The organism is uncultured Chitinophaga sp., assembly GCF_937898475.1.
GTDB lineage: Bacteria > Bacteroidota > Bacteroidia > Chitinophagales > Chitinophagaceae > Chitinophaga.
On record NZ_CALEJS010000042.1, the window covers coordinates 114,605 to 141,381 of the forward strand.

19 protein-coding genes are annotated in these 26,777 nt (G+C 49.3%); 14 read left to right on the forward strand and 5 right to left on the reverse strand.

Features of this window, described 5'->3' with window-relative positions:
• Positions 1-41: 41 nt before the first annotated feature.
• Positions 42-2,102 (reverse strand): TonB-dependent receptor, encoded by a 2,061-nt coding sequence (locus Q0577_RS26075; protein ID WP_298741616.1) that lies wholly within the window; start codon positions 2,100-2,102, stop codon positions 42-44.
• A 744-nt stretch (positions 2,103-2,846) separates the two neighbouring features.
• On the opposite strand from Q0577_RS26075, the gene Q0577_RS26080 reads away from it, so the two are divergent.
• The 7 genes from Q0577_RS26080 to Q0577_RS26110 all read left to right on the forward strand — a co-directional run bounded on the left by Q0577_RS26080 (position 2,847) and on the right by Q0577_RS26110 (position 12,703).
• A complete protein-coding gene (locus tag Q0577_RS26080) occupies positions 2,847-3,683 on the forward strand; it encodes an energy transducer TonB (protein ID WP_298741618.1) in 837 nt (278 codons plus the stop codon).
• A 162-nt stretch (positions 3,684-3,845) separates the two neighbouring features.
• Positions 3,846-6,425 carry a phosphoenolpyruvate carboxylase gene (locus Q0577_RS26085; RefSeq protein WP_298741620.1) on the forward strand — a complete coding sequence of 860 codons (2,580 nt, stop codon included), beginning with the start codon at positions 3,846-3,848 and terminating at the stop codon, positions 6,423-6,425.
• Between the two features lie 177 nt (positions 6,426-6,602).
• Complete coding sequence (gene gndA, locus Q0577_RS26090; RefSeq protein ID WP_298741622.1) at positions 6,603-8,018, forward strand: NADP-dependent phosphogluconate dehydrogenase; 1,416 nt, start codon at positions 6,603-6,605, stop codon at positions 8,016-8,018.
• A 78-nt stretch (positions 8,019-8,096) separates the two neighbouring features.
• Positions 8,097-9,599, forward strand: coding sequence for a glucose-6-phosphate dehydrogenase (gene zwf, locus Q0577_RS26095; RefSeq protein WP_298741624.1), 1,503 nt, complete (start codon positions 8,097-8,099; stop codon positions 9,597-9,599).
• 93 nt (positions 9,600-9,692) lie between these two features.
• Positions 9,693-10,415 (forward strand): 6-phosphogluconolactonase, encoded by a 723-nt coding sequence (pgl, locus tag Q0577_RS26100; protein ID WP_298741626.1) that lies wholly within the window; start codon positions 9,693-9,695, stop codon positions 10,413-10,415.
• 93 nt (positions 10,416-10,508) lie between these two features.
• Positions 10,509-11,966: an alpha-L-fucosidase gene (locus Q0577_RS26105; RefSeq protein WP_298741628.1), complete on the forward strand. Its 1,458-nt coding sequence runs from the start codon at positions 10,509-10,511 to the stop codon at positions 11,964-11,966.
• The gene (locus tag Q0577_RS26110; RefSeq protein ID WP_298741630.1) at positions 11,963-12,703 is read left to right on the forward strand and encodes an amidohydrolase family protein; all 741 of its coding nucleotides are present in this window, start codon (positions 11,963-11,965) and stop codon (positions 12,701-12,703) included. The genes Q0577_RS26105 and Q0577_RS26110 overlap by 4 nt, the downstream gene beginning before the upstream one ends.
• 184 nt (positions 12,704-12,887) lie before the next feature.
• Here the strand turns inward: Q0577_RS26110 and Q0577_RS26115 are convergent, their stop codons facing one another.
• The 4 genes from Q0577_RS26115 to Q0577_RS26130 form a co-directional block, all read right to left on the reverse strand.
• Complete coding sequence (locus Q0577_RS26115) at positions 12,888-14,471, reverse strand: FMN-binding glutamate synthase family protein (protein ID WP_298741632.1); 1,584 nt, start codon at positions 14,469-14,471, stop codon at positions 12,888-12,890.
• A gap of 45 nt (positions 14,472-14,516) precedes the next feature.
• Positions 14,517-15,785, reverse strand: coding sequence for a sigma-70 family RNA polymerase sigma factor (locus tag Q0577_RS26120; protein WP_298741634.1), 1,269 nt, complete (start codon positions 15,783-15,785; stop codon positions 14,517-14,519).
• Positions 15,786-15,794: 9 nt separating this feature from the next.
• On the reverse strand, positions 15,795-16,142 hold the full coding sequence (locus Q0577_RS26125) for a YciI family protein (RefSeq protein ID WP_298741637.1): 348 nt from the start codon (positions 16,140-16,142) through the stop codon (positions 15,795-15,797).
• A 111-nt stretch (positions 16,143-16,253) separates the two neighbouring features.
• Positions 16,254-17,057, reverse strand: a complete 804-nt coding sequence (locus Q0577_RS26130) for a mechanosensitive ion channel family protein (protein ID WP_298741639.1) — start codon at positions 17,055-17,057, stop codon at positions 16,254-16,256.
• Positions 17,058-17,253: 196 nt separating this feature from the next.
• Here Q0577_RS26130 and Q0577_RS26135 point away from each other — a divergent pair, with 196 nt between their 5' ends.
• From Q0577_RS26135 to Q0577_RS26165, 7 genes are all read left to right on the forward strand, one after another.
• Positions 17,254-19,800, forward strand: coding sequence for a phosphatidylglycerol lysyltransferase domain-containing protein (locus tag Q0577_RS26135; protein ID WP_298741641.1), 2,547 nt, complete (start codon positions 17,254-17,256; stop codon positions 19,798-19,800).
• A gap of 21 nt (positions 19,801-19,821) precedes the next feature.
• A complete protein-coding gene (locus Q0577_RS26140; RefSeq protein WP_298741643.1) occupies positions 19,822-20,517 on the forward strand; it encodes an AcvB/VirJ family lysyl-phosphatidylglycerol hydrolase in 696 nt (231 codons plus the stop codon).
• Between the two features lie 830 nt (positions 20,518-21,347).
• Positions 21,348-21,626 carry an HTH domain-containing protein gene (locus Q0577_RS26145; RefSeq protein ID WP_298741645.1) on the forward strand — a complete coding sequence of 93 codons (279 nt, stop codon included), beginning with the start codon at positions 21,348-21,350 and terminating at the stop codon, positions 21,624-21,626.
• Between the two features lie 744 nt (positions 21,627-22,370).
• The gene (locus Q0577_RS26150; RefSeq protein ID WP_298741647.1) at positions 22,371-23,744 is read left to right on the forward strand and encodes an alpha-L-fucosidase; all 1,374 of its coding nucleotides are present in this window, start codon (positions 22,371-22,373) and stop codon (positions 23,742-23,744) included.
• A gap of 518 nt (positions 23,745-24,262) precedes the next feature.
• Positions 24,263-24,859: a response regulator transcription factor gene (locus Q0577_RS26155; protein WP_298741649.1), complete on the forward strand. Its 597-nt coding sequence runs from the start codon at positions 24,263-24,265 to the stop codon at positions 24,857-24,859.
• Positions 24,860-24,905: 46 nt separating this feature from the next.
• Positions 24,906-25,505 (forward strand): sigma-70 family RNA polymerase sigma factor, encoded by a 600-nt coding sequence (locus Q0577_RS26160; RefSeq protein ID WP_298741651.1) that lies wholly within the window; start codon positions 24,906-24,908, stop codon positions 25,503-25,505.
• 145 nt (positions 25,506-25,650) lie between these two features.
• Entirely contained in the window at positions 25,651-26,679 is a 1,029-nt protein-coding gene (locus Q0577_RS26165; protein ID WP_298741653.1) for a FecR domain-containing protein, read from the forward strand.
• Positions 26,680-26,777 lie beyond the last annotated feature (98 nt).

The following is a 26,777-nucleotide window of genomic DNA, read 5'->3' on the forward strand; positions in this document are numbered from 1 at the left end:
CTATTGTTGATTGTTAATAGCTAACAGCCAGCAGCCAGCCGCTACAGCATTAACGTTACTCCTCCGAAATAATTTCTACCTGGAGCCGGGTTGTAGTAGCGGTTGCCCACCGCATTGAGATCGTTGCCGAGGCTGTAGGACTGGTTCAGCAGGTTATCTGCCCCGGCAAAAACAGCCATGCGGTATTTGCTGTTCAGCGGGAGCTGCCAGCCGGCTTTACATTGTACCAGGTGATAGGAACGGGCGAAAGCGGTATTGGCATCGTTCAAAGGGAGGCGGTCTGTAAAATTATGCTGGCCAAACACGTATATACCCGCGGGCAGCTGTAGCAGCAGGCTGTTAATGATCACCTGTTTGGGCACGCCTGTCAGTTTATTGTTAGAGTAATCCTGGCCTGCGCTCACATAATCACTGAAACGGAAATGGCTGTACGTATATCCTGCCTGCCATTGTATTCCCTGTATAATACCCTTCCTGCGCGGAGATAAGATCCACAACATACCCTGCACCTCTACGCCTGTCTGGTTGGTGCCGCCGGCGTTCCTGAAAAATTCAGTGCCATCATCATGCAGGTTCCTTACAATAGCGTTTTGCAGGCGATAGTAGTAAACCGCTGCATCTATCCAGTAGCGGTTGCGGCGCCCGTTGAAGCGCAGCCCCGCCTCATGGTTCCACCCGTTCTCTGCCTGCAGGCTGGTGTTGATAATATTATCAGAGGCGCGTACTTCTGCAATGGCAGGAGGAGAGTATCCGCGGCTGAAGGTAACACGCGCCGCCAGATCGCTGGTGATGAGGTAAGACAGAGAAAAGCGCGGCATCAGCTGTGCGCTGAATTTACGCGTGCTGTCTGCCTTGCCTGCTTCATTAAATGTATAGTGGAAATAATTCAGGCTGGCGGCAGCTTCCCATATCCATCTTTCGTGCAGTCTTACACTGAGGCTGGTGAAGTAGAAATGCTGTTGTGCGGTGAGCTTATCAGCTGCCTGTACGGTATCACGTTTACCGGCGCGATTGCCGTAATTAATAATGTCGGTACCGGTGCGCTGCCATTCCAGCCCGGTGTTCCAGTTAAGGCGCAGGCCGGTGTTCCCGATGGCCTGGTCGTGCAGGGAGATATAGGTGCGAAGTCCGGCGGTGTTCTCATCACGCGCTTCGTAATTGGTAATGAAAGGATTTTCAAAATGGGTGTTGGCAGCGAAGACGGTAACCACATGCCGCCAGTGCGATGTAATGTTGGATTCATGTACCAGTCCTCCCTGGAACGTGCGGTTATACACTGCCGCCTGTTGTGTTACGGCGCCGGGGAGGGTAGGGGTAGCCGGGCGGGCCGCCCGTGGATTGGCCAGGGCCTGGGCTTCGGTGAGTCCGCCGGGAGTGCGGTAAGCAAGATCGCTGTAAAAGGCAAGCAGCTTTAAGCGGTTATGTGCATTGTACTGCCATTGTTGGGCTGTCTGCACATAGTATCTTTTTAAGGCACTATTGGTGCGGTACCCATCTGAGCGTTGGTAAGCCTGGTACAGGCTTAGCTGGTAGGGCCCAAACTGTTGCTGCCAGCCCGCTTTTTCATGGAATAGTCCGTAAGCGCCGCCTTGCACAGTTGCCTGCAGCCTGGTACTGTCTGTTGTGTGCAGTCCCAGCGGATGTAATAGAATAACGCCGCCTGAGTTGGCGCCAAACAGGCTGCCATCGGGCCCTTTGAGGATCTCTGCGCTTTGTATGGCGCCGGGATCAGCGAGGTTGAGGTAGGTATTGCCACCAGCATCGGTGAAGGGCATTTCATCCACATATATTTTTACGTTGCGGATACCGAAGGGAGAGCGCAGCAGGCTGCCCCTGACTGAAAGGCGGTAGCTGCCCGGTGAGCGTTCTTCCATTCGTACGCCCGGCACCGTGTTCATGGCGGGTACCAGGGTAATGCCTGGTTGCAGCTGTAATTGTTTGGCGGTGATGACGCTGGTAGAGGTAGGGACCTGTAAAAGCGTTTGTTTGCTGAGGTAGGCCTCTACTACTACCTCGTGCAACTGATGGGTGGTATCTGCGGTTTGCGCAGTGATTTCCGTTACGGAGATAATGCCTGTCAGCAAAAATAGCATTCGTTTCATACAGGAACTAATGTAGAAAATATTCGGGAGCCTGCCATTATTTACGTGACCGGTGGTGAACCACAAAAAAAATTTCTGTGTACTTCTTTGGAAATCTGAATAAGCAATGTATATTTGTCTACCAATTCTATAGGGAATACAAACAATTTACCACCACCCATGGAGCATAAGGCTCAATGCTCCGGCAGTATATGTTTCACCAGCAGCTACTGTCAGCCGGTCAAAAATTAACCAAGAAAAATTATTGCTGTTATGCAACAGTTTGCCCATGTATCTAAACGTGCTATTCTAAGGGGTGAGGTGGTTATCACTACTACTTATTACCATACTGTTAACGGCACCTGTTCCGGCTGCTGTTGTTGCTAAGCGTTGTTTGCTGTAAGCTGTAAATAAATGCCCGGTAAGGCTTGCGGGATTGGCATATTGCGAATTTATTGGTGGTAAATTTTATGTAATGTGCCTCCCGCGCCCCGTGGCATCTTCTTCAGCAAACCTTTCTCTTCGATCTGAAAATTGCATATAGATATAATACTTCCTTTAGCAAGATAGGTGATCCCGGCCCGGATATCAATCTGGGGTGGTATTTTTAAAGTAATCAGCCATTAGTTAATAATTAATAATTGTAAAGCCCCTCATATATTGGAAACCTGCTGAAAGGCCGCTGCGTTGCAGCGGCTTTTCAGTTTTTATTTTTCCGTGTGTGGAATTTATTTTCTTCCTGCATCTAGTTGTAAAGCTTATACCATGAACACAGCTACTATCTCCGGGAATGACTTCCTTGATATTCTGTTCAATGGAAGGAACAAAGATTACGGCGCTTACGACTTACGCCGCAAATACGACAGGCGGGTGCGCAATGCCATTATAGGCACGGCTTCTGTTACATTGGCGATCATTGGCGGATATGCTTTGAGTAACCGCCTGGATGTACCGGAAGCGGTTATACGAAAACCAGCCGCTCCCGTTGTTTTTCAAACGCTCCAACCACTTGAGGCAAAGCCCACGCCTCCCCCGCCGCCGGTCCTTTCATCCAGTACCCCGCCTCCTGCAAGGCCTTCTGCAAAATATCTGCCTCCTGTTATTGCGAGGGATGAAGATGTAAGGCCGGAAGATGTTCCGCCACGAATGAGTGAATTTGAAAACAAATCAGTGGGAGTGACCACCACCGCTGGTGATGAAACGGGTATTGATGCAGATCTGCTTCCTGACTTAGGATCAGGCGGCCCGCTCATTACGCCCAAAGAGCGCGACGATCCTGACAAAAAATGGGTCATCGTTGAAATAATGCCATCCTTCCCCGGTGGTGAAGACGGGCTTGCCAGGTACCTGAACAACAGCATCCGCTATCCGCATATTGCTGCTGAAAATGGTATTGAGGGGCTGGTAGTAGTACAGTTTGTAGTGGACTATGAAGGCAACATAAAAGATGTAAAGGTGCTGAGCACACCCAAAGGCGGCGGACTGGAACAGGAAGCCACCCGTGTAATAAAAGCAATGCCAAAATGGAAGCCCGGCCGGCAGAACGGGCGTAACGTTTCGGTGTTATATTCCATCCCTGTAAATTTCAGGTTGAGTAACTGATCAAATAACAACATACAGCCGATGGAAAGCAATTGCCCGATGCCGTAATGGCCGGGCCTTTTGCTGTTTGCAGTCCCGGCGCCGATCCCCCATCTCCCGCAAACTTTCAATCCCTCGATTTTTTTCGTACTTTGTCCTCCGGGAATCAGCAAATCAGCATTCATGGAAGCACCGGTTAATAATACTTTGCAGTTATTCAGGAACCTGGTAGGAACTAAATTTCAGCTCTATAACAGTCTTTTTACTGCGTTACCCTTTCACAGGGTTGAAAAAACAGGCATCTTTCTTTCACTCTTTCTGCTGCATTGCGAGGAAGGGTTCGCTAAGGAACAAAGCCCGGAAGAGATACTGAACTCATTTTTTGAACAATATACCACCTACCGGGATGAGCAGCAGCAGCTGGATCTGCTGTTCCGCTTTGTACAATATTCAGAACGGCAGGTGGTACTGTTTGACGCCCTGGAAGACGCCGCCTTCCGCGACATTCATGATATGCAGGGCGCCGGCAGCCTGCGGCATCTGCATTCCGGCGTAACACAGTATCAGAAGGAAGAAGAACTGGCAAAAAAACTGAAGGATTTTGCCGTACGCCTGGTGCTGACAGCCCATCCCACCCAGTTCTACCCCGGAGAGGTACTGGGCATTATCAACGATCTTTCCAAAGCACTTATAAACGACAACACTGCCCAGGTAAATATGTACCTGCAGCAGCTGGGTAAAACCCCTTTCTTTAAGAAAGAGAAACCCACCCCATATGATGAGGCCATCAGCCTGGTATGGTTCCTGGAAAATGTGTTTTACCAGGCAGCCGGGCGGATCATGTATTACCTGAAATCACATTTCCCGGAGGCCGTAAGTTCTGCCAATCCCCTGATCAGGATGGGCTTCTGGCCGGGAGGTGATCGTGACGGTAATCCCTTTGTGAAAGCCGCCACTACCCTCCAGGTGGCAGATGCGCTGCGCAGTGCGGTGATCAAATGCTATTACCTGGATGTTCGCAGGTTAAAACGCCGCCTTACCTTCCGCGGTGTGGACAACGAACTGAGCGCCCTGGAACAGAAGCTGTACAGTAACCTGTTTATACCCGGCCACAGAACCAATCTTGGCCGTGACGAGATACTGGACACCCTGCACAGGATACGTACTACCATCCTGGAACAGCACAACGGGCTGTTTGTACACCTGGTAGAATCGCTGATCAGCAAGGTGGAACTGTTCGGACTGTTCTTCGCCACCCTCGACATACGGCAGGACAGTTCTGTTCATGGCCCCCTGCTGGAGACCGTTGCCGCCGAAAGCGATGTGTTGCCGAAGAACTACGCATCACTCAGCGATGAAGAAAAAGTAAAGGCCTTACTGAATATAAAGGGGCGCATCAGCAGCAGCCTGCTGAAAGACCCGCTGCAGTATGATACACTTGAGTCCATTAAAGCCATGCAAACCATACAGGCGGCTAATGGAGAGGAAGGCTGTCATCGTTACATTATCAGCCACAGCACCAGCGCGCTGAATGTGATGGAAGTGTATGGACTGTTCCTGCTGGGCGGCTGGCAGAAAGAACAGCTGAGCGTAGACATAGTGCCGCTGTTTGAGACGATCGACGACCTGCGGCAGGCCGGGCAGGTAATGCGCTCCCTGTATGAGAATGAAGCATACCGCCAGCATCTGCAAAGGCGTGGCAATAAGCAAACCATCATGCTGGGCTTTTCTGACGGCACCAAAGATGGCGGTTACCTGATGGCTAACTGGAGCATCTACAAGGCCAAGGAAGAGCTGACACAACTGTCAAGACAAGCCGGTATCGATGTAGTGTTCTTTGATGGCCGTGGTGGCCCTCCCGGCCGTGGGGGCGGTAAAACCCACCAGTTCTATGCCTCTATGGGGCGCAACATTGCCAATAAAGAGATCCAGCTCACCATACAGGGGCAAACCGTCAGCTCCAATTTTGGTACCATAGACGCGGCCCAGTTTAACCTGGAGCAACTGATCCATGCAGGTATTGCCAATGAGTTGTTCTCTTCCAGGGAAGTAACATTGAACACGGAAGAAGAAGCGCTGTTACAGGCCCTGGCAGATGAAGGTTACCGCTCCTTTAACCAGCTGAAACAACATCCCGATTTCCTGGATTACCTGGAGCATACCAGTCCGCTGCGGTATTATGCAGAAGCAAACATCGGCAGCCGTCCGTCTAAACGTAATGCGGCCGCCAGGCTTACGCTCAATGACCTGCGTGCGGTGCCTTATGTTGGGGCCTGGAGCCAGCTGAAGCAGAATGTGCCCGGCTTTTACGGCGTAGGGTCTGCATTGCAGCAGCTGGAAAAGGAAGGCAAATGGGAAGCGCTGCGGCAGCTGTACAAACGCTCTCTATTCTTCAAAACCCTGCTGGACAACTGTGAAATGGCCATGATCAAGAGCTATATGCCTTTAACCGCTCACCTGGCTAGGGATGAACGTTATGGCCCTGTATGGAGGATGATCCGCGATGAGTTTGAACTGACGAAGAAGTACCTGCTGCAGCTCTCGGGTCAGTCGGCCCTGATGGCAGACAGCCCTGTTGACCAATTATCCATACAAATGCGGGAAAGGATCGTATTACCGCTGGTTACTATACAACAGTACGCACTTACCCGTATCCGTGAGCTGGAAAAGCGGGGTGGAAGTAAGGAGCAGAAGGCCGTGTTCGAGAAGCTGGTAGTGCGTTGTTCCTTTGGTATCATCAATGCTGGCCGGAATTCTGCCTGAGGCGGATAGTTAACAGTTATCAGCGGTCTGTTGTCAGGCAGGCGGACGATTACCGGAAAATTGACAACAAATACCAGACAATTGACAAGGAATAACTGGCCATGAAGGCCTGATAACTGATAACTTTTTAATGTATTTGTCCTAATTTTACTCTTACTTTCACTTTTACTTTTGCTTATGTCAAAGAGCTTATATGATTTCGGAATGATCGGTCTGGGTGTAATGGGAAGGAACCTGTTACTGAATATGGCCGATCACGGTTTCTCCGTAATAGGATTTGATAAGGATGCTACCAAGACCGCTGCGCTGGAATCTGGCGCTACGGCAGGTACAACGGTTAAGGGAGTAGCAGAGTTGGCAGCTATGATCCAGCTGTTACAGCGTCCGCGCCGCATCATGATGCTGGTGCCCGCCGGGCAGCCGGTAGATGATGTGATCGAATCCCTGATACCCCTGCTGGAACCTGGCGATGTAGTGATTGATGGTGGTAACTCTCATTATACAGATACACTGAGAAGAGTAAAATACCTGCGGGAAAAGCAGCTCCATTTCATGGGCATCGGTGTTTCCGGCGGTGAAATGGGCGCCCGTACTGGTCCGGCCATTATGCCGGGTGGCGATGTGGAGGCTTATGAAAAGGTAAGGCCTATGCTGGAAGCCATTGCGGCCAAGGTGAAAGGCGAGCCCTGTGTGGCTTACCTGGGTAAGGAAGGCGCGGGGCACTATGTTAAAATGGTGCATAACGGTATTGAGTATGGTATTATGCAGCTGATCAGCGAAGCATATGCCCTGCTGAAGCACGCCGGGCTGGATAACGACCGTTTACATCAGGTGTTCCGCAAATGGAATGAAGGCAAACTGCAATCATTCCTGGTAGAGATCACCGCAGATATATTCCTGCAAAAGGATGATAAAACAGATCAGCGCCTGGTAGATGTGATCTCTGACAAGGCAGGATCAAAAGGCACCGGTAAATGGACCTCACAGGAGGCCATGGATCTGCCGGTGGCCATACCTGTAATAGACACTGCCGTGTCATTACGCACTATCAGCGGTTATAAGGAAGAAAGGGTACAGGCTGCCGCTTTATACAAAAGCCCCGCCGCTAAGATCAATACACCCGTAGATACCTGGATACAACTGGTAGAGGATGCATTGTACTTCGGTACTATTATGAGTTATGCGCAGGGATTGTCGCAACTGTACCAGGCCTCTATTGCACTTAAAATGGAAATACCATTGCCGCAGGCAGTAAAAGTATGGAGAGGAGGATGTATCATCCGCTCCGTATTGCTGGAAACATATGCAACCGCGTACCAGCAATCGCCCGACCTGCCCAACATCCTGCTGAGCAAGGATGTGGCAGCACTGGTAAACGAAGTGGAGACCAATACGCGTACCGTGGTAGCACAAGCCGCGCAGGCCGGTATCCCGGCAGGCGCTATTATGGCAGCATTGTCATACTTTGACGCTTACCGCACAGAACGGATGCCTACCAACCTGGTGCAGGCGCAGCGTGACTATTTTGGCGCGCACACCTACCAGCGTATAGACATGCCCGGTACTTTCCACACTGTCTGGGAACAACACTGAAGAACGGCCATTAGCGCTTAGCAGCCGGCATTAGCTGGCGCCGGGGCTAGCGGCCAGAAGCTTTTAAACAATAGATATATGCAAGACCACAAGCGCCCGCCTGCCTCCGTGCTGTTTATTTTTGGTGGCAGTGGCGACCTGAATTACCGGAAACTATCGCCCGCTTTATACAATCTTTTCCTGGACGATTGGATGCCAGAACAATTTGCTATTGTTGGCATAGGCAGAAGCGCCTATACCAATGAGGCTTACAGCAAACACCTGCTGGATGGGATCAGCAAGTTCTCCCGCCGTAAGGGTGAACAGAATGGTCACTGGGAAGGGTTCGCTCAGCACCTCAGCTTTTTGCAGATGGATGCGGAGAATGCCGAATCTTACGACGCCATTACCGAATTTGTAAAGCAGAAAGAAGAAGAATGGGGCCAGCACCCGAATGTGATCTTTTACCTGGCAGTTGCGCCGCAGCTGGTGCCTGCCATTGCTACGAAGCTGGGCAAGCTCAATCTTTGCAGCGATACGCACAATACCCGCATTGTGATCGAGAAGCCTTTTGGCCATGACCTGAAAAGCGCGCATGAGCTGAATGCACTGCTGACCCGCATGTTCTCTGAAGAACAGATCTTCCGTATAGACCACTACCTGGGTAAGGAAACGGTACAGAACATACTGGCGCTGCGTTTTGCCAACGCCCTGTTTGAACCTGTATGGAACCGCAACTTCATTGAGTACATCCAGATCACCGCTGCAGAAAGCGTTGGACTGGAAGGCAGGGGCGGTTATTACGAACGTTCCGGCGCGCTGCGCGATATGGTGCAGAACCACATATTGCAGCTGCTATGTATGGTGGCGATGGAAGCGCCTGTATCTTTTGACGCCAATGAGATCAGGAACAAGAAGGTGGATGTGCTGAATGCTATCCGCCCCATCAGCCGTGATAAAGTACATGAGTATGCCGTACGCGGACAATACTCCAGCGGATGGAAGAAAGGGGAAAGGGTGGTAGGCTATCGCGAAGAGAAGGGTGTAAATCCCAATTCCAATATTGATACTTACGCTGCAGTAAAATTCTATATCGACAACTGGCGGTGGCAGGGTGTGCCCATCTATGTGCGCACCGGTAAGTACCTTCATCAGAAAACAACGCAGATCGTGCTGCAGTTCCGCCAGGCGCCGCATTACGCGTTCCCGCCGGAATCAGCAGAGACCTGGAGGCCTAACCGCCTTACCATCAGCATACAGCCTGAAATGGACATCCGTATCCGCTTCCAGGCCAAGCGCCCGGGACAGACCATGACGCTGGACCCTGTAGAGATGGTGTTCAACTACGATGCCGCCTACGGAGAGCATGCCCCTGAAGCATACGAGACACTGCTGCTGGATGTGATGGAAGGAGATGCCACTTTATTCATGCGTGCAGACCAGGTAGAGGCAGCCTGGAAAGTGATCATGCCGATCCTGGAAGCATGGGAACACCGTACCCCGCAGGATTTTCCGAATTATGCACCGGATTCCTGGGGCCCGAACGACGCAGATGCATTGATCGCGCAGGATGGTCATGCCTGGATCAACCTGACCAAATAATAATTAAGTACGCTGAACGCTGAATGCGGAACGCTGATGTGTTTTACGTTAGGCGTTTACGTTTTCAGCGTTCAGCACTTCAAATAATTGACTATGGAGCTTCACATCGCCAAAGACCCTCAGCAACTGAGCGACAACCTCGCCGCCTGGATCAGTAATTACATACAGGAAGTATTACAGGAAAAGGAGCGATTTACTTTCGTACTGTCTGGCGGCAGCACCCCCAAACAGCTGTACACGTTGCTGGCCAGGGAGCCCTACCGCCAGATGATACCCTGGGAAAGGATCCATTTCTTCTGGGGCGATGAGCGGGTAGTACCTTTTGACGATGAGCGCAACAACGCACGCATGGCTTATGAAACCCTGCTGACGCCCCTGGGTGTACCGGAGGAGAATATTCATGTAATGCGTACCGACCTGCTGCCGGAAGCGTCTGCCGAGGCATATGAGAAACTCCTGAAAGAATACTTCGACAATTTCAAGATTACCTTTGACCTGGTATTGCTGGGTATGGGCGATGACGGGCATACCTTGTCCCTCTTTCCCGGTTTGCCTATTGTACAGGAGCAGAAGGCCTGGGTAAAATCATTCTTCCTGCCTGCCCAGCATATGTACCGCATTACCCTCACAGCACCGGTGGTGAACCGCGCTGCCTGCGTGGTGTTTATGGCCACAGGCGCAGGTAAGGCGCTTACCCTCAAAAATGTGATAGAAGGTACCTTCAATGCAGAACAATTCCCCTCTCAATTAATACGTCCACAGGATGGCGAGCTGCACTGGTTTGTAGACGAAGCAGCGGCCAGCGCGCTGGAATAGCATAGCAGGCTGATTAACAGTGACGTTGAAGCAGGAAATGATTGCAGGTGGTTTGAATATTCAGTATTTTACCAGCTGTTAATATTCCACTGCATGAAAAAAACCTTGTCGCTGCTACTGTTATTGGTATCGTTTTCGCTGCAGCCCGGTATGGCGCAGCAGTATGCCCCCAACTGGGAATCGCTGAATACACGGAAAATTCCCGGATGGTTCCATGATGCAAAGTTTGGCATATTCATACACTGGGGTGTGTATGCCGTTCCTTCTTTTGCCGTGGTGGGCCCCGGCGGATATTCAGAATGGTACTGGTATAACCTGATGACAAAAGATGCGGGATCTCACAAACAGGTACAGGCCTTTCATGAAAAGAACTACGGGAAAGATTTTTCCTATGCAGCCTTTGAACCGCAATTCACCGCTTCGCTGTTTAATCCCGATCAGTGGGCAGATATCTTTCGCCGCTCAGGCGCCCGGTATGTAGTGCTTACGTCCAAACACCATGAAGGATACTGTTTATGGAACAGCCCATGGGCCGACAAGGCCTGGGGCCGTCCCTGGAATGCCGTAACAGGCACCCCTAAACGCGATTTGCTGGGCGACCTCACCAATGCTGTGCGCAAAGCGGGCCTCCGTATGGGATATTATTATTCCCTGTATGAATGGTTCAACCCTTTATGGCGTTCCGATAAACAACAATACATCCGGGAGGTAATGGAGCCGGAGTTTAAAGACCTGGTGACCCGTTATAAGCCCAGCGTAATCTTCTCTGATGGCGAGTGGGACCTTCCGGATGCTGCATGGCATTCTCCCGCTTTATTATCCTGGTTGTACAACGAGTCGCCGGTGAAGGAAGAAGTGGTGGTGAACGACCGCTGGGGCAGTAATACCCGCGGGCATAATGCTGCCAGCACTTATCTTACTTCAGAATACGGCAGCGGTATGGAACCCGGGGTGATCTGGGAAGAAAGCAGGGGCATTGGCCAGTCATACGGGTATAACCGTATGGAGAATGTAAATGATTATAAAAGCAGTCACGACCTTTTGCTGGCGCTGATCGATATTGTATCCCGTGGTGGTAATCTATTACTGGATATTGGTCCCACTGCAGATGGCCGCATTCCCGTGATCATGCAGCAAAGGCTGGTAGATATTGGCGACTGGCTGCAGGTGAACGGAGAGGCCATCTATGGCACTACTGCCTGGAAAGCTACCCGCCAGTGGAGCCCGGGCAAACAGCCTACGGTGAAAAAGGCCTCCTATATGGCGGAGTATGATGTGGTGAAAATGGTGCAACCTTCTAAAGAACATGCCAATATTGAAATGTTCTTTACACGGAAAAATAATGACCTTTACTGTATCGTACCTGCCTATACTCCCCAGCTGCTGATACGTAATTATACAGCGCCCGCGGGCGCCAGCGCAAGCATCCTGGGCAGCAAGTCAGGCATCCGTTTAAAGCAGCAGGGAAAAGATTGTGTAATTGATCTTTCCGCCTTGCATCCTGGTGATATACCCTATAAAATATTCGTGGTAAAAATAGCCGGATCATGATCTTTGATGCACACTTTCATATCATTGACCCCCGCTTTCCGCTGGTACCTAACCAGGGATACCTGCCGCCAGCATTTTCGGCGGAAACATACCGGGCCAGGGTACAGCCGCTGAACGTTACAGGGGGCGCAGTGGTGTCTGGTTCCTTCCAGGCATTTGACCAACAATACCTGGTGGCGGCCCTGCAGGCGCTGGGCCCCGGGTTTGTAGGCGTTACCCAGATACCTGCCGATATCACAGATGGTGAGATACAGCGTTTGCTTGAAGCGGGCGTAAGGGCGGTAAGGTTTAATGTGCAGCGGGGAGGCTCTGAAGGGCTGGAACACCTGGAGAGAGTATCCCGCCGTGTGTTTGACCTGGTAGGCTGGCATACGGAGCTGTATGTTGATTCCATAATGCTGAAGGATATGCAGTCCCGTTTAAAGCAGCTGCCCGGTGTGAGCATAGATCACCTGGGCCTTTCAAAAGAAGGGCTGCCATATTTGCTGGAGCTGGTGTCTTATGGTGTTAAGGTGAAAGCTTCGGGGTTTAGCCGCTGTAATTTCAATGTGGTGGAAGCAATGCAGGAGATCATGGATATCAATCCTGCTGCCTTGATATTTGGTACGGATCTGCCTTCTACCAGGGCGCCACAGCCATTCAAAGATGAGGATGTACAGCTGATAAAAGATAATTTTTCAAGAGAGCAGGCGAGGAAGATTTTGTACCAGAACGGGATGGATTTTTACAGGTTGTGAGACATTATACAGTTGGTATGTTTGTTCACGCTATTGCGGATCAAACGGGTTATTCTTAAAAGTTTGCTTCGGCCTTGCTCCCCGCAGCAGCTATCCACAGCGCCTCGCAATGACGGGATAACAGACCCTGGTCTTCATCTTACGTCATTGCGAGGAGCAATGGAGCTTTAGCGGGTTAGCGGAATTAATTCCACCTGTCTTCACTCACTGTATCCAGATCCCTTTTTAACGTTTCTGTTAAGTGCCCGTTCAAATAAAGGCCCACAGGTACACTGGGATATATCTCTTCAAAACTCTTTACCTGGTTCACGAACACACGGCGAAAAATATGTCCGCGGGTAATATGATGCGGATCTGTTAAACCGGCTGCCGCGGTAAGCTCCATGGCGCTTTCTATGGTATCGCGATGATAGTTGGCAACACGGTGTTTCTTGTCGTCTACTACCAGTCCGGCGGCGAGCCATTTATCCTGCGTAGCAACCCCGGTAGGGCATTTGTTGGTGTTGCATAACAGGGCCTGTATACAGCCGATGGCCATCATCATGGCGCGGGCACTGTTGCAGGCATCGGCGCCCAATGCCATGGCCCTGAGGATGTGATAGCCGGTCAGTATTTTGCCGGAGGCAATGATCTTTATTTTGTGGCGTATATTGAATCCTGTTAGTGTATCGTGCACAAAGGTAAGGGCATCCATCAGTGGCATACCTACGGAGTTGGAGAACTCGGGAGGTGCAGCGCCGGTACCACCTTCACCTCCATCAACCGTAATAAAATCAGGATAGATATTGGTGGACATCATGGCTTTGCAGATGGCATAGAATTCCCTGGGCTGACCTATACAAAGTTTGAAGCCTACCGGCTTGCCTTTGCTAAGTGTGCGCATGTGTGCGATGAACTGCATCATTTCGCGGGGAGAATTAAAAGCAGTATGATAGGGCGGTGAATACACCGTAGTGTAAGGCTTTACATGACGGATAGCGGCAATCTCGGGTGTGTTTTTAGCAGCGGGTAAGATACCGCCATGTCCGGGTTTAGCGCCCTGTGATATCTTGAGCTCTATCATTTTGATCTGCGGCAGGGCTGCTTTTTCAGCAAAGGTATTGTCGTCAAAATTTCCCTGCTCGTTACGGCATCCGAAATAGCCGGTGCCTATCTGCCAGATGATATCGCCGCCCTGGTTCAGGTGATGCGGACTGATACCACCCTCTCCGGTATTGTGTGCAAAATTACCCAGGCGTGCACCGCCATTCAATGCCTCTACTGCGTTGGCGCTCAGGGAGCCATAGCTCATAGCAGAAACGTTGAGGATACTGGCAGCATAAGGCTGTGCGCAATCGCTGCCGCCAATGATCACACGCGGATCTTTTTCCATCTTTTCAAAATCCTGCGGTTGTATGGAGTGCGCCATCCATTCATACCCTTCCGCATATACGTTAAACTGGGTGCCGAAAGGCTGGGTATCCAGTTCCCTTTTGGCACGCTGGTAGATGGTAGAGCGGTCTATCCTGTTTACAGGGCTGCCATCTGTATCGCTTTCCACGAAGTACTGGTATATTTTAGGGCGAAGATCTTCCATCCAGTAGCGCATGCGGCCGAAGATGGGATAGTTGCGCATAATAGCATGTTTAGTCTGCAGCATATCTACTATCCCCATGATAATCAGTGGTAACGCTATTATCAGCAGCCACCATACCCAATGAAAAAAATAACCTGTTACACCAATGAGCACTATAGCGCCCACTGCAAATACCAGAAATCTTTTTGCCATAATTGATTCTTTGATGTAAAGGTAACAACAATAAAGAATGAATAATCAGCGAATGCGCTGCAGTTTTTCTCTGATCAGTTGTTGTTCTGCGAGCGAGACAGTTAAGTGTTGTGCCTGAGTGAGATATTTACAGGCTTCGGCAATATCGCCGTTCTGCAGGTACAGGTCGCCAAGTACGGCGCTGTAAATGTAGTGGGAGTGCAGCAGTTTTTCTATACCGGGAATGGTGCTGATCTCTTTGATGGCTTCATTTTTATGGCCCAGCTGTGAAAGAACAATGGCCCGGTTAAGGTATACTACGGGCATTGGTTTTTCTTGGAGCAGCAGATCGTACAGCTGCAGCATGCGGCGCCAGTTGGTGTCTTCAAAGGAAGCGGCAAGACAATGTTCTGCAGCAATGGCAGATTCGATGTGATATATGGTAAGCAGATCGCCCTGGGAAGATTGGCTGAGGTAGCGGTAGCCCAGGTTAATCAGGTCGTGGTTCCAGGTATTACGGTCCTGGTGTTGCAACAATACAATGGCGTTGTTCTCATCCACGCGGCTGTCGAAACGCGAAGCCTGGAAGCACATGAGGGATAACAGCGCGAAGGTGGCGGGTTGCTTACCTACCTTGTGTGCTGTGAGCAGCAGGCAAAGCCGCATAGCTTCCATACAGAGGTCTTCACGGATCAGTTCATCGGCCTTCAGGGAGTTATAACCTTCATTGAACAGGAGGTATAGCACGGTGTACACCGTCTGTAGCCGTGGCGCCAGTTCCCATCCGCTGGGGATTTCCAGCTGTATGTCATGATCTTTAATGAACTGTCTGGCTCTGTACAGGCGTTTCTGTACCACAGCTTCGTTGGTAACCAATGCGCGGGCAATTTCTGCGGCGTTGAAACCGGAAACGGTTTTCAGGGTAAGCGCTATCTGGTCTTCCTCTTTCAGGGCGGGATGGCAGCATGCGAAGATCATACGCAGCTGGCTGTCAGTAATCTCCGTATCCAGGAACAGTTGCCTTACCGCACTTTCGGTGGTATGCTGCAGATGGTAGGTCAGCTCGCCGGAGAGGTGTTGAAAATGTTGCTGGCGGCGGATGATGTCCAGTGCCTTGTTACGGGCAACAGTCATGAGCCAGGCGGAGGGATTGTCCGGCACTTTATCAAAAGCCCAGGTTTGCACGGCTTTCAAAAAAGCTTCCTGCACTACATCTTCGGCCAGACTGAGATTGTGCATACCGAAGATGCGTGTCAGTACAGCGATCATCTTTCCCGACTCATGCCGGAAAAGATGATCTACAATTTGTTGCGGAGAGGAGGGGCTGGAAGACATTATGCGGGTTTACATATTGTCGAATTTCATTACCTCCCGTATTTCCACATTGCCGTTCAGAGCCAGGTCCGGGCAATCTTTCGCGATCTCTGCCGCTTCTTCTATAGAAGCGGCCCTGACGATGAAGTAGCCGCCTACCAATTCCTTGCTTTCTGCAAACGGACCGTCTGTTACTACTCCTTTGGGGCCTTTTACGGTTTTACCTTCGGGCAGCAACGCTTCTCCTGATATATAGGTATTACTGGCCTTTAATTTTTCTATCCACGCAAACCATTGTTGCATATTGTCCTGCATTTCTTCAGGGGATAACTGTCCGGAACTGCTGCCGTTGGTGAAGATCAACATAAAGTCTTTCATGACGAGATTGTTTGTAGGTTATTAATGTTGTGAACAGGGTAATGACGGGCGAAAAATGCTGTGCAGGACAAAAATCCAGAAAATTTTTCAGAAGGGGTATTTTTTCAGGGGCTAGACCAGTTTATTCTGTTTCAGGACGGTTATCACGTCTTTAATAAGCGTGTGCATGGTATCGTCGTAGATATCAACGTTCTCATTGTTAACCCAGCAGGAGACGGTTATTTTGACATTCGCTCCGTCTATATTGGAAAACAGCACCTTACAGGGTTTATAGCTGGCAATATGCGGCAGGTCTGACAGTTCACGCTGTATCAGTTCGCGGGCATAAGCGGTTTGCTCGTTATTGATCGGGGCATTGAAGGTAAGGCTCACCCGGCGTTCCGGGGTAAGGGAGTGGTTGATAATAGGTTTCTGGAAAATATCCTTATTGGGAATGAGCACGTGCAGGCCGTCTATAGTGCGCAGGGTGGTAGAGCGCAGCTGTATGTTCTCCACCGTGCCGGTGAAGCCGTTGGTTTCGATCTGGTGGCCTACTTCAAAAGGTTTGCGGAAGGTGATGTAGATGCCTGAGATAAAATTGGCCGTAAGGTCCTGGAAGGCAAAGCCCAGGGCCAGGCCTATGATACCGGCGCCCGCCAGGAGGGAGGATACCGTTTTGTCCAGCTTCAGCACATCCAGCGCAATAAAGAGCCCTATGAAGAACACCAGGAAGTAGGTGACGCTGGAAAACAGTCCGGCGAGGGCGGGAGAGTCAGACAGGCGTGATACCAGCCTGAATGCCAGTTTTTTCACCAGGCGCGCTATCAGAACAAATAGTACCAACACGAGCACCGCCACAACCAGGTTAGGCAGCATGGCAATGGCGATCTTTACCCAGGCGTATATTTTGTCATATATCAGCTTGCCCCATTGCATATATCGCATAAGATTGAACTTCTCCCGCGTATTGAGGTACGAATAATTGTGCCGCTTTTGATGGCCCGTGGTATTAAAATTCACTTAAACTTAGGCTGCCGGCGGCTGGCCGATAGAACTTCAATGTAGCTTTGCGTGTTATTAAACGGAAGGCAAACCGTTATTGGCCTGAATTACCATGCAAATAACCCCTTTATTGCGAAAACTGCATCTCAAAGAACTGCTGTCTGTGCTGTTCCTGCTGCTGGCAATCTATTTTTTCAGGCAGGAAAGACATGAGCTGACCGCCCTGGTACCCGCCATTGAGCAGGCCAGCCAGGTGTGGATGTGGCTGGGCATAGTGCTTACTTTAGTATACATTGGCCTGCAGGCATGGATGTACCGGTACAGTTTTAACGCTGTAGGTGCGCGTTTAAGCATAGGTATGGGCATAGAGCTGTTCCTGAAGCGCAATTTACTATCTGTATTCCTCCCGGCGGGAGGGGTCAGCTCACTGGCCTATCTGCCGCCGCGTTTGCGTACGGATGATGTTAATAAGCAGCAGGTGCACCAGGCTTCGGGTATCTATGGTTATGTGGGCATACTTTCTGTATTCCTGGTGGGTATTCCCGTGGTGGCGGTCGCTATATTGCGCAACCCTTCCATGGGGAGGGCGCTTCCGGCGATGGCGATCATCTGCCTGCTGCTGGCGGGCGTGGTATGGATGGTACGTTCCATCCAGGGAGAGGGCATCCTATATAAGATGCTGTTGCGGTACTTTCCTTCTTTTATACAACAGCTGCAGGAGATCTTTGCCTTTAATGTACAGCGCAAGGCATTTGTACAGACGGTGGTGGCATCGGTGGCAATAGAGCTGTGCGGCATCGGTCACTTATACCTGAGCATGCTTGCCATGGGCGTAACACCATCTTTTGAGGCCGCCTGTGTGGGCTATATCATAGCCACCATCTTCCTGATCATATCACCATTTTTACGCGGGCTGGGCGCTATAGAATTATCGCTTGCCTGGCTGCTGGGCAATTATGGCTACACCCCGGTGCAGGCGGTGGAAATAACGTTGCTGTACAGGTTGTTTGAGTTCTGGCTGCCACTGTCCGGGGGCCTGCTGGCATTTGCCCTGAAAGGCCGTGAGCTGGCCCTGCGCCTGGTACCGCCGGTACTGATCTTCCTATTGGGCATGGTGAATATCTTCTCGGTGCTCACTCCGCCGCTGGCAGATCGTTTACACCTTTTGCACGCTTATATACCGGGGGAGTCTATACATGCTTCCAATCTTTTTGTGATCTTTCTTGGGCTGATATTGCTGGTAACCGCCACTTTCCTGTTCCGTGGTTTGCGGGGCGCCTGGGTGGTGGCATTGATAGTATCGTTATTGTCAGTGATAGGGCACCTGAGCAAGGCGCTGGATTATGAGGAAGCATCGCTGGCGCTGATCACGGCAGTGATATTGCTGATCACGGCCAGGCAATACCGGGTAAGAAGCAATCCTCAGCTGGTTAACATTGGCGTGATGACCGCACTGACCACCTTTTTTGTGGTATTGATATTTGGCGCCACCGGCTTTTACTTCCTGAAAGCCCGGCATTTTGGTATTGACTTTACCTGGCAGCATTCGCTGCGCGCCGCTTTTCATGGTTTTTTGCTGCTGAATGAGGAAGACCTGCATCCCGTTACTCGTTTCGGGCGGGAGTTCCTGAGCGCTATACATGTGCTGGGCCTTGGCGCCTGGGCTTTCCTGTTCTATACCATTATCCGTCCTTATCTTAATATCCAGCAAAGTAATACCGCGCTGGAGAAAGCCCGTTTTTACCTGAGCCAGTACGGCGATTCAGCAATGGATTATTTTAAGGTGGGAGAAGATAAACTGCTGTACGTATCCGATGTACACGAGGGATTTATAGCCTACCGGGTGGCCAATGGGTTTGCTGTTGTGCTGGAAGAACCGGTGTGTGGCGAAGAAGATAAACTATTACTGTTGCAGGAATTTGAAATGCAATGCAGGAAGATGGGATTGAAACCGGCATTCTACCGGGTGGACCAGGACAGTGTATACTACTTTAACCGTCTGAAGAAAAAAAAGTTGCTGATAGGACAGGAGGCGATATTGGATATCAATACGTTTACCCTTAGCGGGAAGGACAAAAAATCTTTGCGCAACGCATTGAACAGCCTGAACGCCAAAGGCTATACCACGGCCATTCACCGGGGGCCGCTTCCTGCAGCGCTGGTAGCAGAACTGAAAATAGTGTCTGACGAATGGCTGCAGCAATATGAAGTAAAGGAAATGACCTTTTCACAGGGATTGTTTGATGCTGCTGTGATTCAGGGACAGGATGTAATCACGGTCAGGAATAGTGACCAGCAGGTTGTAGCCTTTCTTAACATTATACCAGATTACGCCCCCGGCGAGTGTACCTACGACCTGATCCGCAAGCGAACAGATGCACCGGGCGGATGTATGGATGCGCTCATCATCGCTTTGATACAGGATGCACAGCAGCGTAACATGCAGTTCCTGAACCTGGGCATGGTGCCCATGTCGGGCATTGTGCACCCCAGTAATACCGCAGAGCAGGTGGTGAAGTTTGCCTATGAAAAGATCCGCGCTTTCCGCCACTATCATGGTTTGCGGGAGTTCAAGGAGAAATATGCCACTATGTGGACCAATAAATACCTGGTATATGAGCATGATTTTGACCTGATACAGTTGCCCACCGCCTTAAGCAAGGTGATGCAGCCTTAACAGGATAATAAAGCCGTATTTATGAAAGTACGATCTGTTTGTTTAATGGTCCTTCTGCAGTTATTGCTGACCACAGGTTTTGCACAGAGCAGGCCCGTAGATCAGCTGCCGGCTACGGCGGTGGCATCGCCGGCCAGCGAACATCGTCCACTGGTGTTGTTTATCAGCGGCGACGGGGGGATGAAGAAGTTTAATGTAGACATGGTAAATGCGTTCAATAACAAAGGCTATGCGGTTGTAGCCCTGAACGCGCTCCGGTATTTCTGGAAGAAGAAGACGCCAGAAGAGGCAGGGGGCGATGTAGCGGCGCTGTTACAATATTATAGTGCGCAGTGGAAGCACCAGACCTTTTTGCTGGTGGGCTATTCAATGGGGGCGGATGTACTGCCGTTTATCTTTAATAACCTGCCTCCCAACCTGCAGGATCAGACAAAGCAGCTGGTACTCATGTCGCCTTCCCGCTTTACGGATATGGAGGTGCATGTATCCGAGATGCTGGGTAAAACCATGAAGAATGGGATGAGTGTGCCGGAGGCCATCAACAAGATCACCGACCATCCTTTGTTGTTATTATTTGGAGAGGGGGAAAGGGACTTTGATCTGAAGGAGCTGCATATTTCCAACTATCAGCATATGGTATTGCCGGGGGGACATCACTATGATAATGAGGCGGGCAATGTGGTACAGACCATTATCTCACATTTTCAACTGCAATGACTACCGGATTTTCCGGCGGCAATTAACTTTCGATTAACCGCTGAAAGAATAAACCAGTGTATAATTGCAGCAGGTACAATTCATTGTGCTAAAGGAAGGTAGGTCGGTGCGGTAGTCCTTTCCTGCTTTATACTATCAGCGTCTGTTTCTGATCCTTCCACGGTTCTCTCCTTGCCGGTTATCAGACCGGCAAGGTTTTTTAGTCTCCGTTAACGTGCAGTTAACTGTTAAGACTAAATAAAGCCCTAACATTGTTGCAATGATTTAATCAGTGTTAAAAATTACTATTTATTGCACGAAGGGAGATCGGACATATCTTTTTTACCTGGGTTAAACGGCCTGGTGAAAATTATAGTTTGATCTCTGCGCGCCCGGTGTTCACCGGGGGCTTCCTATCGTTTAAAACTAGAACCTCCTGCCTGTCTGGTATTTAGCGGCCCTCTCTGCCTGCTTTCCGGGCTGTAAAAAACTGATTCTAAATGCCATTTTTACCTCACGCACTATAACTGCGACGCTATTGCAGTAAGGGATGCTAAATTGCAGTTAGCGAACGCTGACCGGTATAACGAAGTTATTTTAATTACCCTCGAAAAACCCATAAGTTATGAACAGAGAGAATCCGTTTATTATCAACCTATTGCCAACGCCTGTATGTGACATAACCGCGGTAACTGTAGTAAGACATCCTTTCACTCTTGATACCATCAACCCTTTATCACGTTAACCATGGTATTGCAGGTTCAAAATAAAGGAATAGATATATGTAAAATATTTTGGTATAATGCTATGTATGCAGTAAATTCCATTCATCGTTAAACCCCCTATGCCACATGCCCAAGCGTTATTTTGAAAGGTTACAAACGATCGACTACCTCATTCGCATTAAAGGTACCGGCAAACCAGCCCAGTTGGCCAAACGGCTCCGCATTTCCGAACGAACCCTGTATGAGTTTCTTAAAATGATGAAGGACCTGGGAGCACCTATTGAATATGACAGGTATAAAGAAAGCTATTATTATACGGAGAAAGGCGGCTTTAATATCCGGTTTGTAAAGAACCTGGCTACAGCCGGGACCATGGTGTTCTCTCTTTTTATAGACTGGTGGTAACCCGCCGGAGCTTGTCATTACAGAACATATACACAAACCCAATTAAGCAGCCAACCCCATACCAGGTACTGTTCCTGCTATTGTAGCTATTGTGCCCAGGCTACGCTTTAGTTAACCTCGTATTAACTTCCTCTTTAACGGCATATTAACTAATAAAAAATTTTAAAGCCTGAATTTCACGCCCGGATATTTAACGGATATTCATTTCTCACACTGAATATAAAAGACGGTTTAGATTACAAACTAGCAACGCAGGTTTCTTTTGAGTTACCTGCTGTTTTTTTTACAGCCGTTCCATTGCCTGCTGCAAAATATTCAATAGCAAACAGTTAATATAGAATGAGGTGAATCTATGTGGAAGATGCCTGCGGAAATATAAAACCGCCGGAGTAGACACTCAGGCGTTAGACATAACGATAGGAAAAAGAATGTGTTTCACTGAACCAGGTTCCACAATGTTACAACAGTATTTATCTCTAACAGTTAATATGCGGTTAACGCCTGAATTTTAGGCGGACGGCTCCGGGTGTTGTTGTCCACCACGTGAACAGGTATGTTGAAATTCAAATAATTAGCAGGGGGTAGGGCAGGGCGGCCAGGTCGTTACTACAGTATCATTATTCGTTAATTCACTATTACAAAAAACCGATAAATTCGACGAACTTGAATGATATCATGAAACCCGTGCATTCCACGATCAGGCGGCGGTACCTGCCTGTTTTCACATAACATAAACTGAACAAAATGAATAAACGAAGCCTACTCTTACTGTGCAGCCTTTTCCTGTTAACAAAGCTACCCGCGCAGGAAAAGAAGCTCTTCAATGAAACGCCTGAGCAAAAGGAAAAACGCCTGTCATGGTGGGTGAACGACCGCTTTGGCATGTTTATTCACTGGGGTCTGTATGCCCTGCCTGCCCGTCATGAATGGGTAAAGAACAGGGAACGGCTTACGGATGCAGACTACCAGCAGTACTTTGACAATTTCAACCCGGATCTTTACAACCCAAAGGAGTGGGCGCGTATGGCCAAAGCTGCCGGTATGAAGTACGCGGTGATCACCAGTAAGCACCACGAAGGCTTCTGCCTGTTTGATTCCCGCTATACAGATTATAAAGCCACTAAAACGGCTTACGGCAAAGACATCATTAAAGAATGGGTGGATGCTTTCAGGGCCGAGGGTTTAAAAGTTGGGTTTTACTATTCGCTGATAGACTGGCATCATCCTGACTACACCATAGACCGCGTGCATCCGCAACGCCCCAACGATACCGCCGCATACAACCAGCTGAACCAGGGAAGGGATATGGCCAGGTACCGGGAGTACCTGTTTAACCAGGTGAAAGAGATACTGACTATGTATGGTAAAATTGATATTCTCTGGACAGACTTCTCCTTCCCGGGCAACCATGGGAAGGACCATAACGACTGGAATTCCGTTGAGCTGATAAAAATGATACGCAAGCTGCAGCCGGATATTATTATCAATGATCGGCTGGACCTCGGGGAGTATGAAGACGGTGGCGACTTTGTTACGCCGGAACAATATAAAGTATCAGAATGGCCCACACGCAACGGCAGGAAAGTACACTGGGAAACCTGCCAGACCTTTTCGGGTTCGTGGGGCTATTACCGTGACGAAACTTCCTGGAAAGACACCAAACAACTATTAGGATTGCTGATAGAATCAGTTAGCAAGGGCGGTAACCTTTTACTGAATGTAGGCCCTACTGCACGGGGCACCTTTGATGTGCGTGCACAGCAGGCATTGAAGGCAATGGGTGAGTGGATGCTTCTAAACAGCCGCTCCATTTATGGATGTACACAGGCGCCGGCGGAATATGCCAAACCGGATAACTGCCTGCTCACCTATAATCCCACTACCAAACGCCTGTATGTGCATTTACTGGATTATCCGCTGCAGAATTTCACGCTGCCTGGTTATAAAGGAAAGATAAAATACGCCCAGTTTCTGCATGATGCTTCTGAGATAAAAATGAGTGAGCCGCAGATGCACCATAGTATGGGTAAGAACCAGGGAGAGCAGGATATTAACCTGAGCCTGCCTGTTAAGAAACCGGATGTAGAGATACCGGTGATAGAACTTATTTTAAACTAGTATGATTTCCGATATTGGCGCAGTGGTCCATTACCGTTTTTTTCATAACTTGTATCAACGGTAGTGGACCGCTATCCTATGCGCAACAAAGATCCAATATATCCTAAGTGATCCTGAGATTGTATTTATACCGTATGATGATCCTATGTCAAGCCAGAGAAAAAGCCGGTTTATCGTTGCCATTCAGGATGACGTGACCGGGCCGGGAGCATTTCCGGGAGGGCCATTAAAAGTTACACTTTAAGCGATTGAGCACAAATTAGTTGTCCACTTTAGCTATTTGATCGCGCAGGTATCCACGTATTGCTTATATAAATAATATAAACTAATTTGTTTATTAATAATTTTATAAAAACCATATATATATCCGATTGACTGCTGAGGGTATTTGTTTCAAATTTGTTTCGTTATAGAGAATTGTGTCCTCTTAATTTTTACGATATAGCGCCTTACGTCATTGAGAGAACTTGCAGTACTGTGCGAAGATTTCACAAAATAATAAACCCAAAAGAAATATTATGAAAAAAGTGCGGCGTGACAGCGCAGGTCACTTAAATGGAGCGGATATGCTTGAAGTCGCCAGCATACATAATGACTCCCAGGAGATGTTACAACAACTCGCAAAGGACATATGCAATATTGTTTTTATGGATTTTGATATCCCTGGCCTGACTGCCATTGAAGCAGCAAGTATCGTTAAAGCCGCCTATCCTGAGATCAACGTGCTGCTGCTCACTGTGCAGAAGGATAGGCAATCCATTACAAGTATAGCTCCCCGTTTAAATGCGCCTGATGGAATACCTGGTCTTGCTCCCAGCTCATTAACAGACTTCATCACCCAGGTGTACGAAGCAGCGCTTGAAACCAACATTGCTGCAGTACAGAAAGTATTGGCCTTTTTCAACCGCCGTTCGCAAACCGATATTACTCAGTATGGCCTTTCTCCGCGCGAACAGGAGGTGCTTGACCGTTTAGTGGACGGGCATACCTATAAAAAGATCGCTGAACTTTGCCATATCAGTGTAGGCACCGTACGTTCCCACATCATGAACATTTACCGCAAGCTGGAAGTTAACTCGCGGAGCGCTGCTATTGTGAAGGCAATGCGCGGTTGACCCTGTTGACTACACGCCGGTTCCGGATAAATTCCTATCTTGCCGCATGGCCTTACATTCGTGGGAGGGGGATGCTGCTACATGGCGGCAATTTCTGGAAGGCAGCCGCGACGCATTTGCAACGCTATATGCCAGCTTTGCACCGTTACTTTATAATTACGGATGTAAACAATGTGCAGACCCGCGCCTTGCAGAAGATTGCATTCAGGATGTATTTGAATACCTCCTGGCGCACCGTACACAACTCTCGGCGGTTTCCAATGTGCGCGCTTATCTTATAAAAACCTACCGCCGCGCCCTGTTGCGAAAAATAAGCAATGTGCGTAAAAATATACCCGTTGACTCAGCAGACGAGGCCAGCTTTGAAATTGTGATCTCCCCTGAAAGCAGGCTGATAGCCCGGCAAAGCAGTATACGTCGCCGCGAACAGGTAAGGGTGGCGGTGAACGCCTTACCTCCCCGTATGAAAGAAGCGCTGTTCCTGCGTTTTTACGAAAACCTCTCCTTTGAAGATATTGCGGCCGTGATGGACATTGACCAGAAGTCGGTGTATAAAATAATCTACAAAGCCTTCGGCAAACTGCGGCAAAAACTGATCGACTTCCCGTTCTGGCTGCTGCTTTGTTACCTCTCCGTGAAAGCTTAACCTTTAGGCTGTTTTATTTGTTATATCTCCGGGAAGCTATACATCATCTTATAGCAGGCAGAAAAAAAATTCTCCCGGAAGGGGATAAAACGCGGAAACTGCTCCTCTATGTATTAAACCACCTGACCTAAACCTCGCTGTTACCATGGAATGGAAAGACTACGCAGACTTTACCGCGGCTGATTTCCTGGCCGATGATTTTTTTATGGAGTGGGTACTGCGCCCCGATGGGGAGAACCAGGCCTTCTGGGAATCATGGCAACAGCACTATCCTGAAAAACAGGCGGTAATAGCGGAGGCGCGTGCGATGCTGTTATCGTTGGAATATGAGCGGCACCATATGCCGCAGGAAAGTTATGATCGTATATGGCTCGCACTCCATCAGCAGATGGACAAAGCCATGCCGGAAACCATGCGCTATGAGCGTACTGATCATCGCCGGAGGTGGCGCCGCGCCGCCATCCTTACCGGCGTATTGGGTATGTTGGCACTGGGCGCCTACTGGCTGTTAAAGCCGGCAGACAAACGGGAGTTGTATACCAGCCAGTTTGGAGAAAACCGGCGGCTGGTATTGCCAGACAGCTCAGTGGTGATATTGGGACCACACTCTTCCTTACGTGCGGCCTCTTTCCGGATGGAAGAAAACAAAAGAGAAGTATGGCTGGATGGAGAAGCTTTTTTCATCGTTAAACATGATGACGCTATGGCAAAACCATTTACGGTACATGCGGGAAACCTGGATATTGAAGTACTGGGCACGGAATTTAATGTGAATAATTATAACGGTCGTTCACAGGTAGTGCTGCACAGCGGCAAAGTGGCCTTGCAGGAAAGTACCCGCACAGCATCGCGCATCGTAATGAAGCCTGGAGAGCTGGTAGAATACCGTTCGGATGATAATCGCTATGTACGTCGTAAAGTAGCAACAGAGAAATATGTAGCCTGGGTTGATCATACACTGGTATTTGAGAATACAAGGCTGGATGAGGTAGCCCTTCAGTTGTACAATAAATACGGAATCCATGTGTTTTTTTCAGACAGTTCTTTTGCGCAGGAGCAATTTAGCGCCACCTTACAGCAGGCAGATCATAAAGTAGTGCTGAAAGCCATACAGGAGGCTTTCAGTGCGCAGTTACAACAACAAGATGATAGTACATTTCTTTTAAGCCGCTAGTTGCCAGTCATTAGCTTTTCGCCGATGCACGCGCTGAAAGCCAATAGCCGGTAGCTAACAGCCCGGAATCAATTTCACGCTCGTAAACAAAACAAATC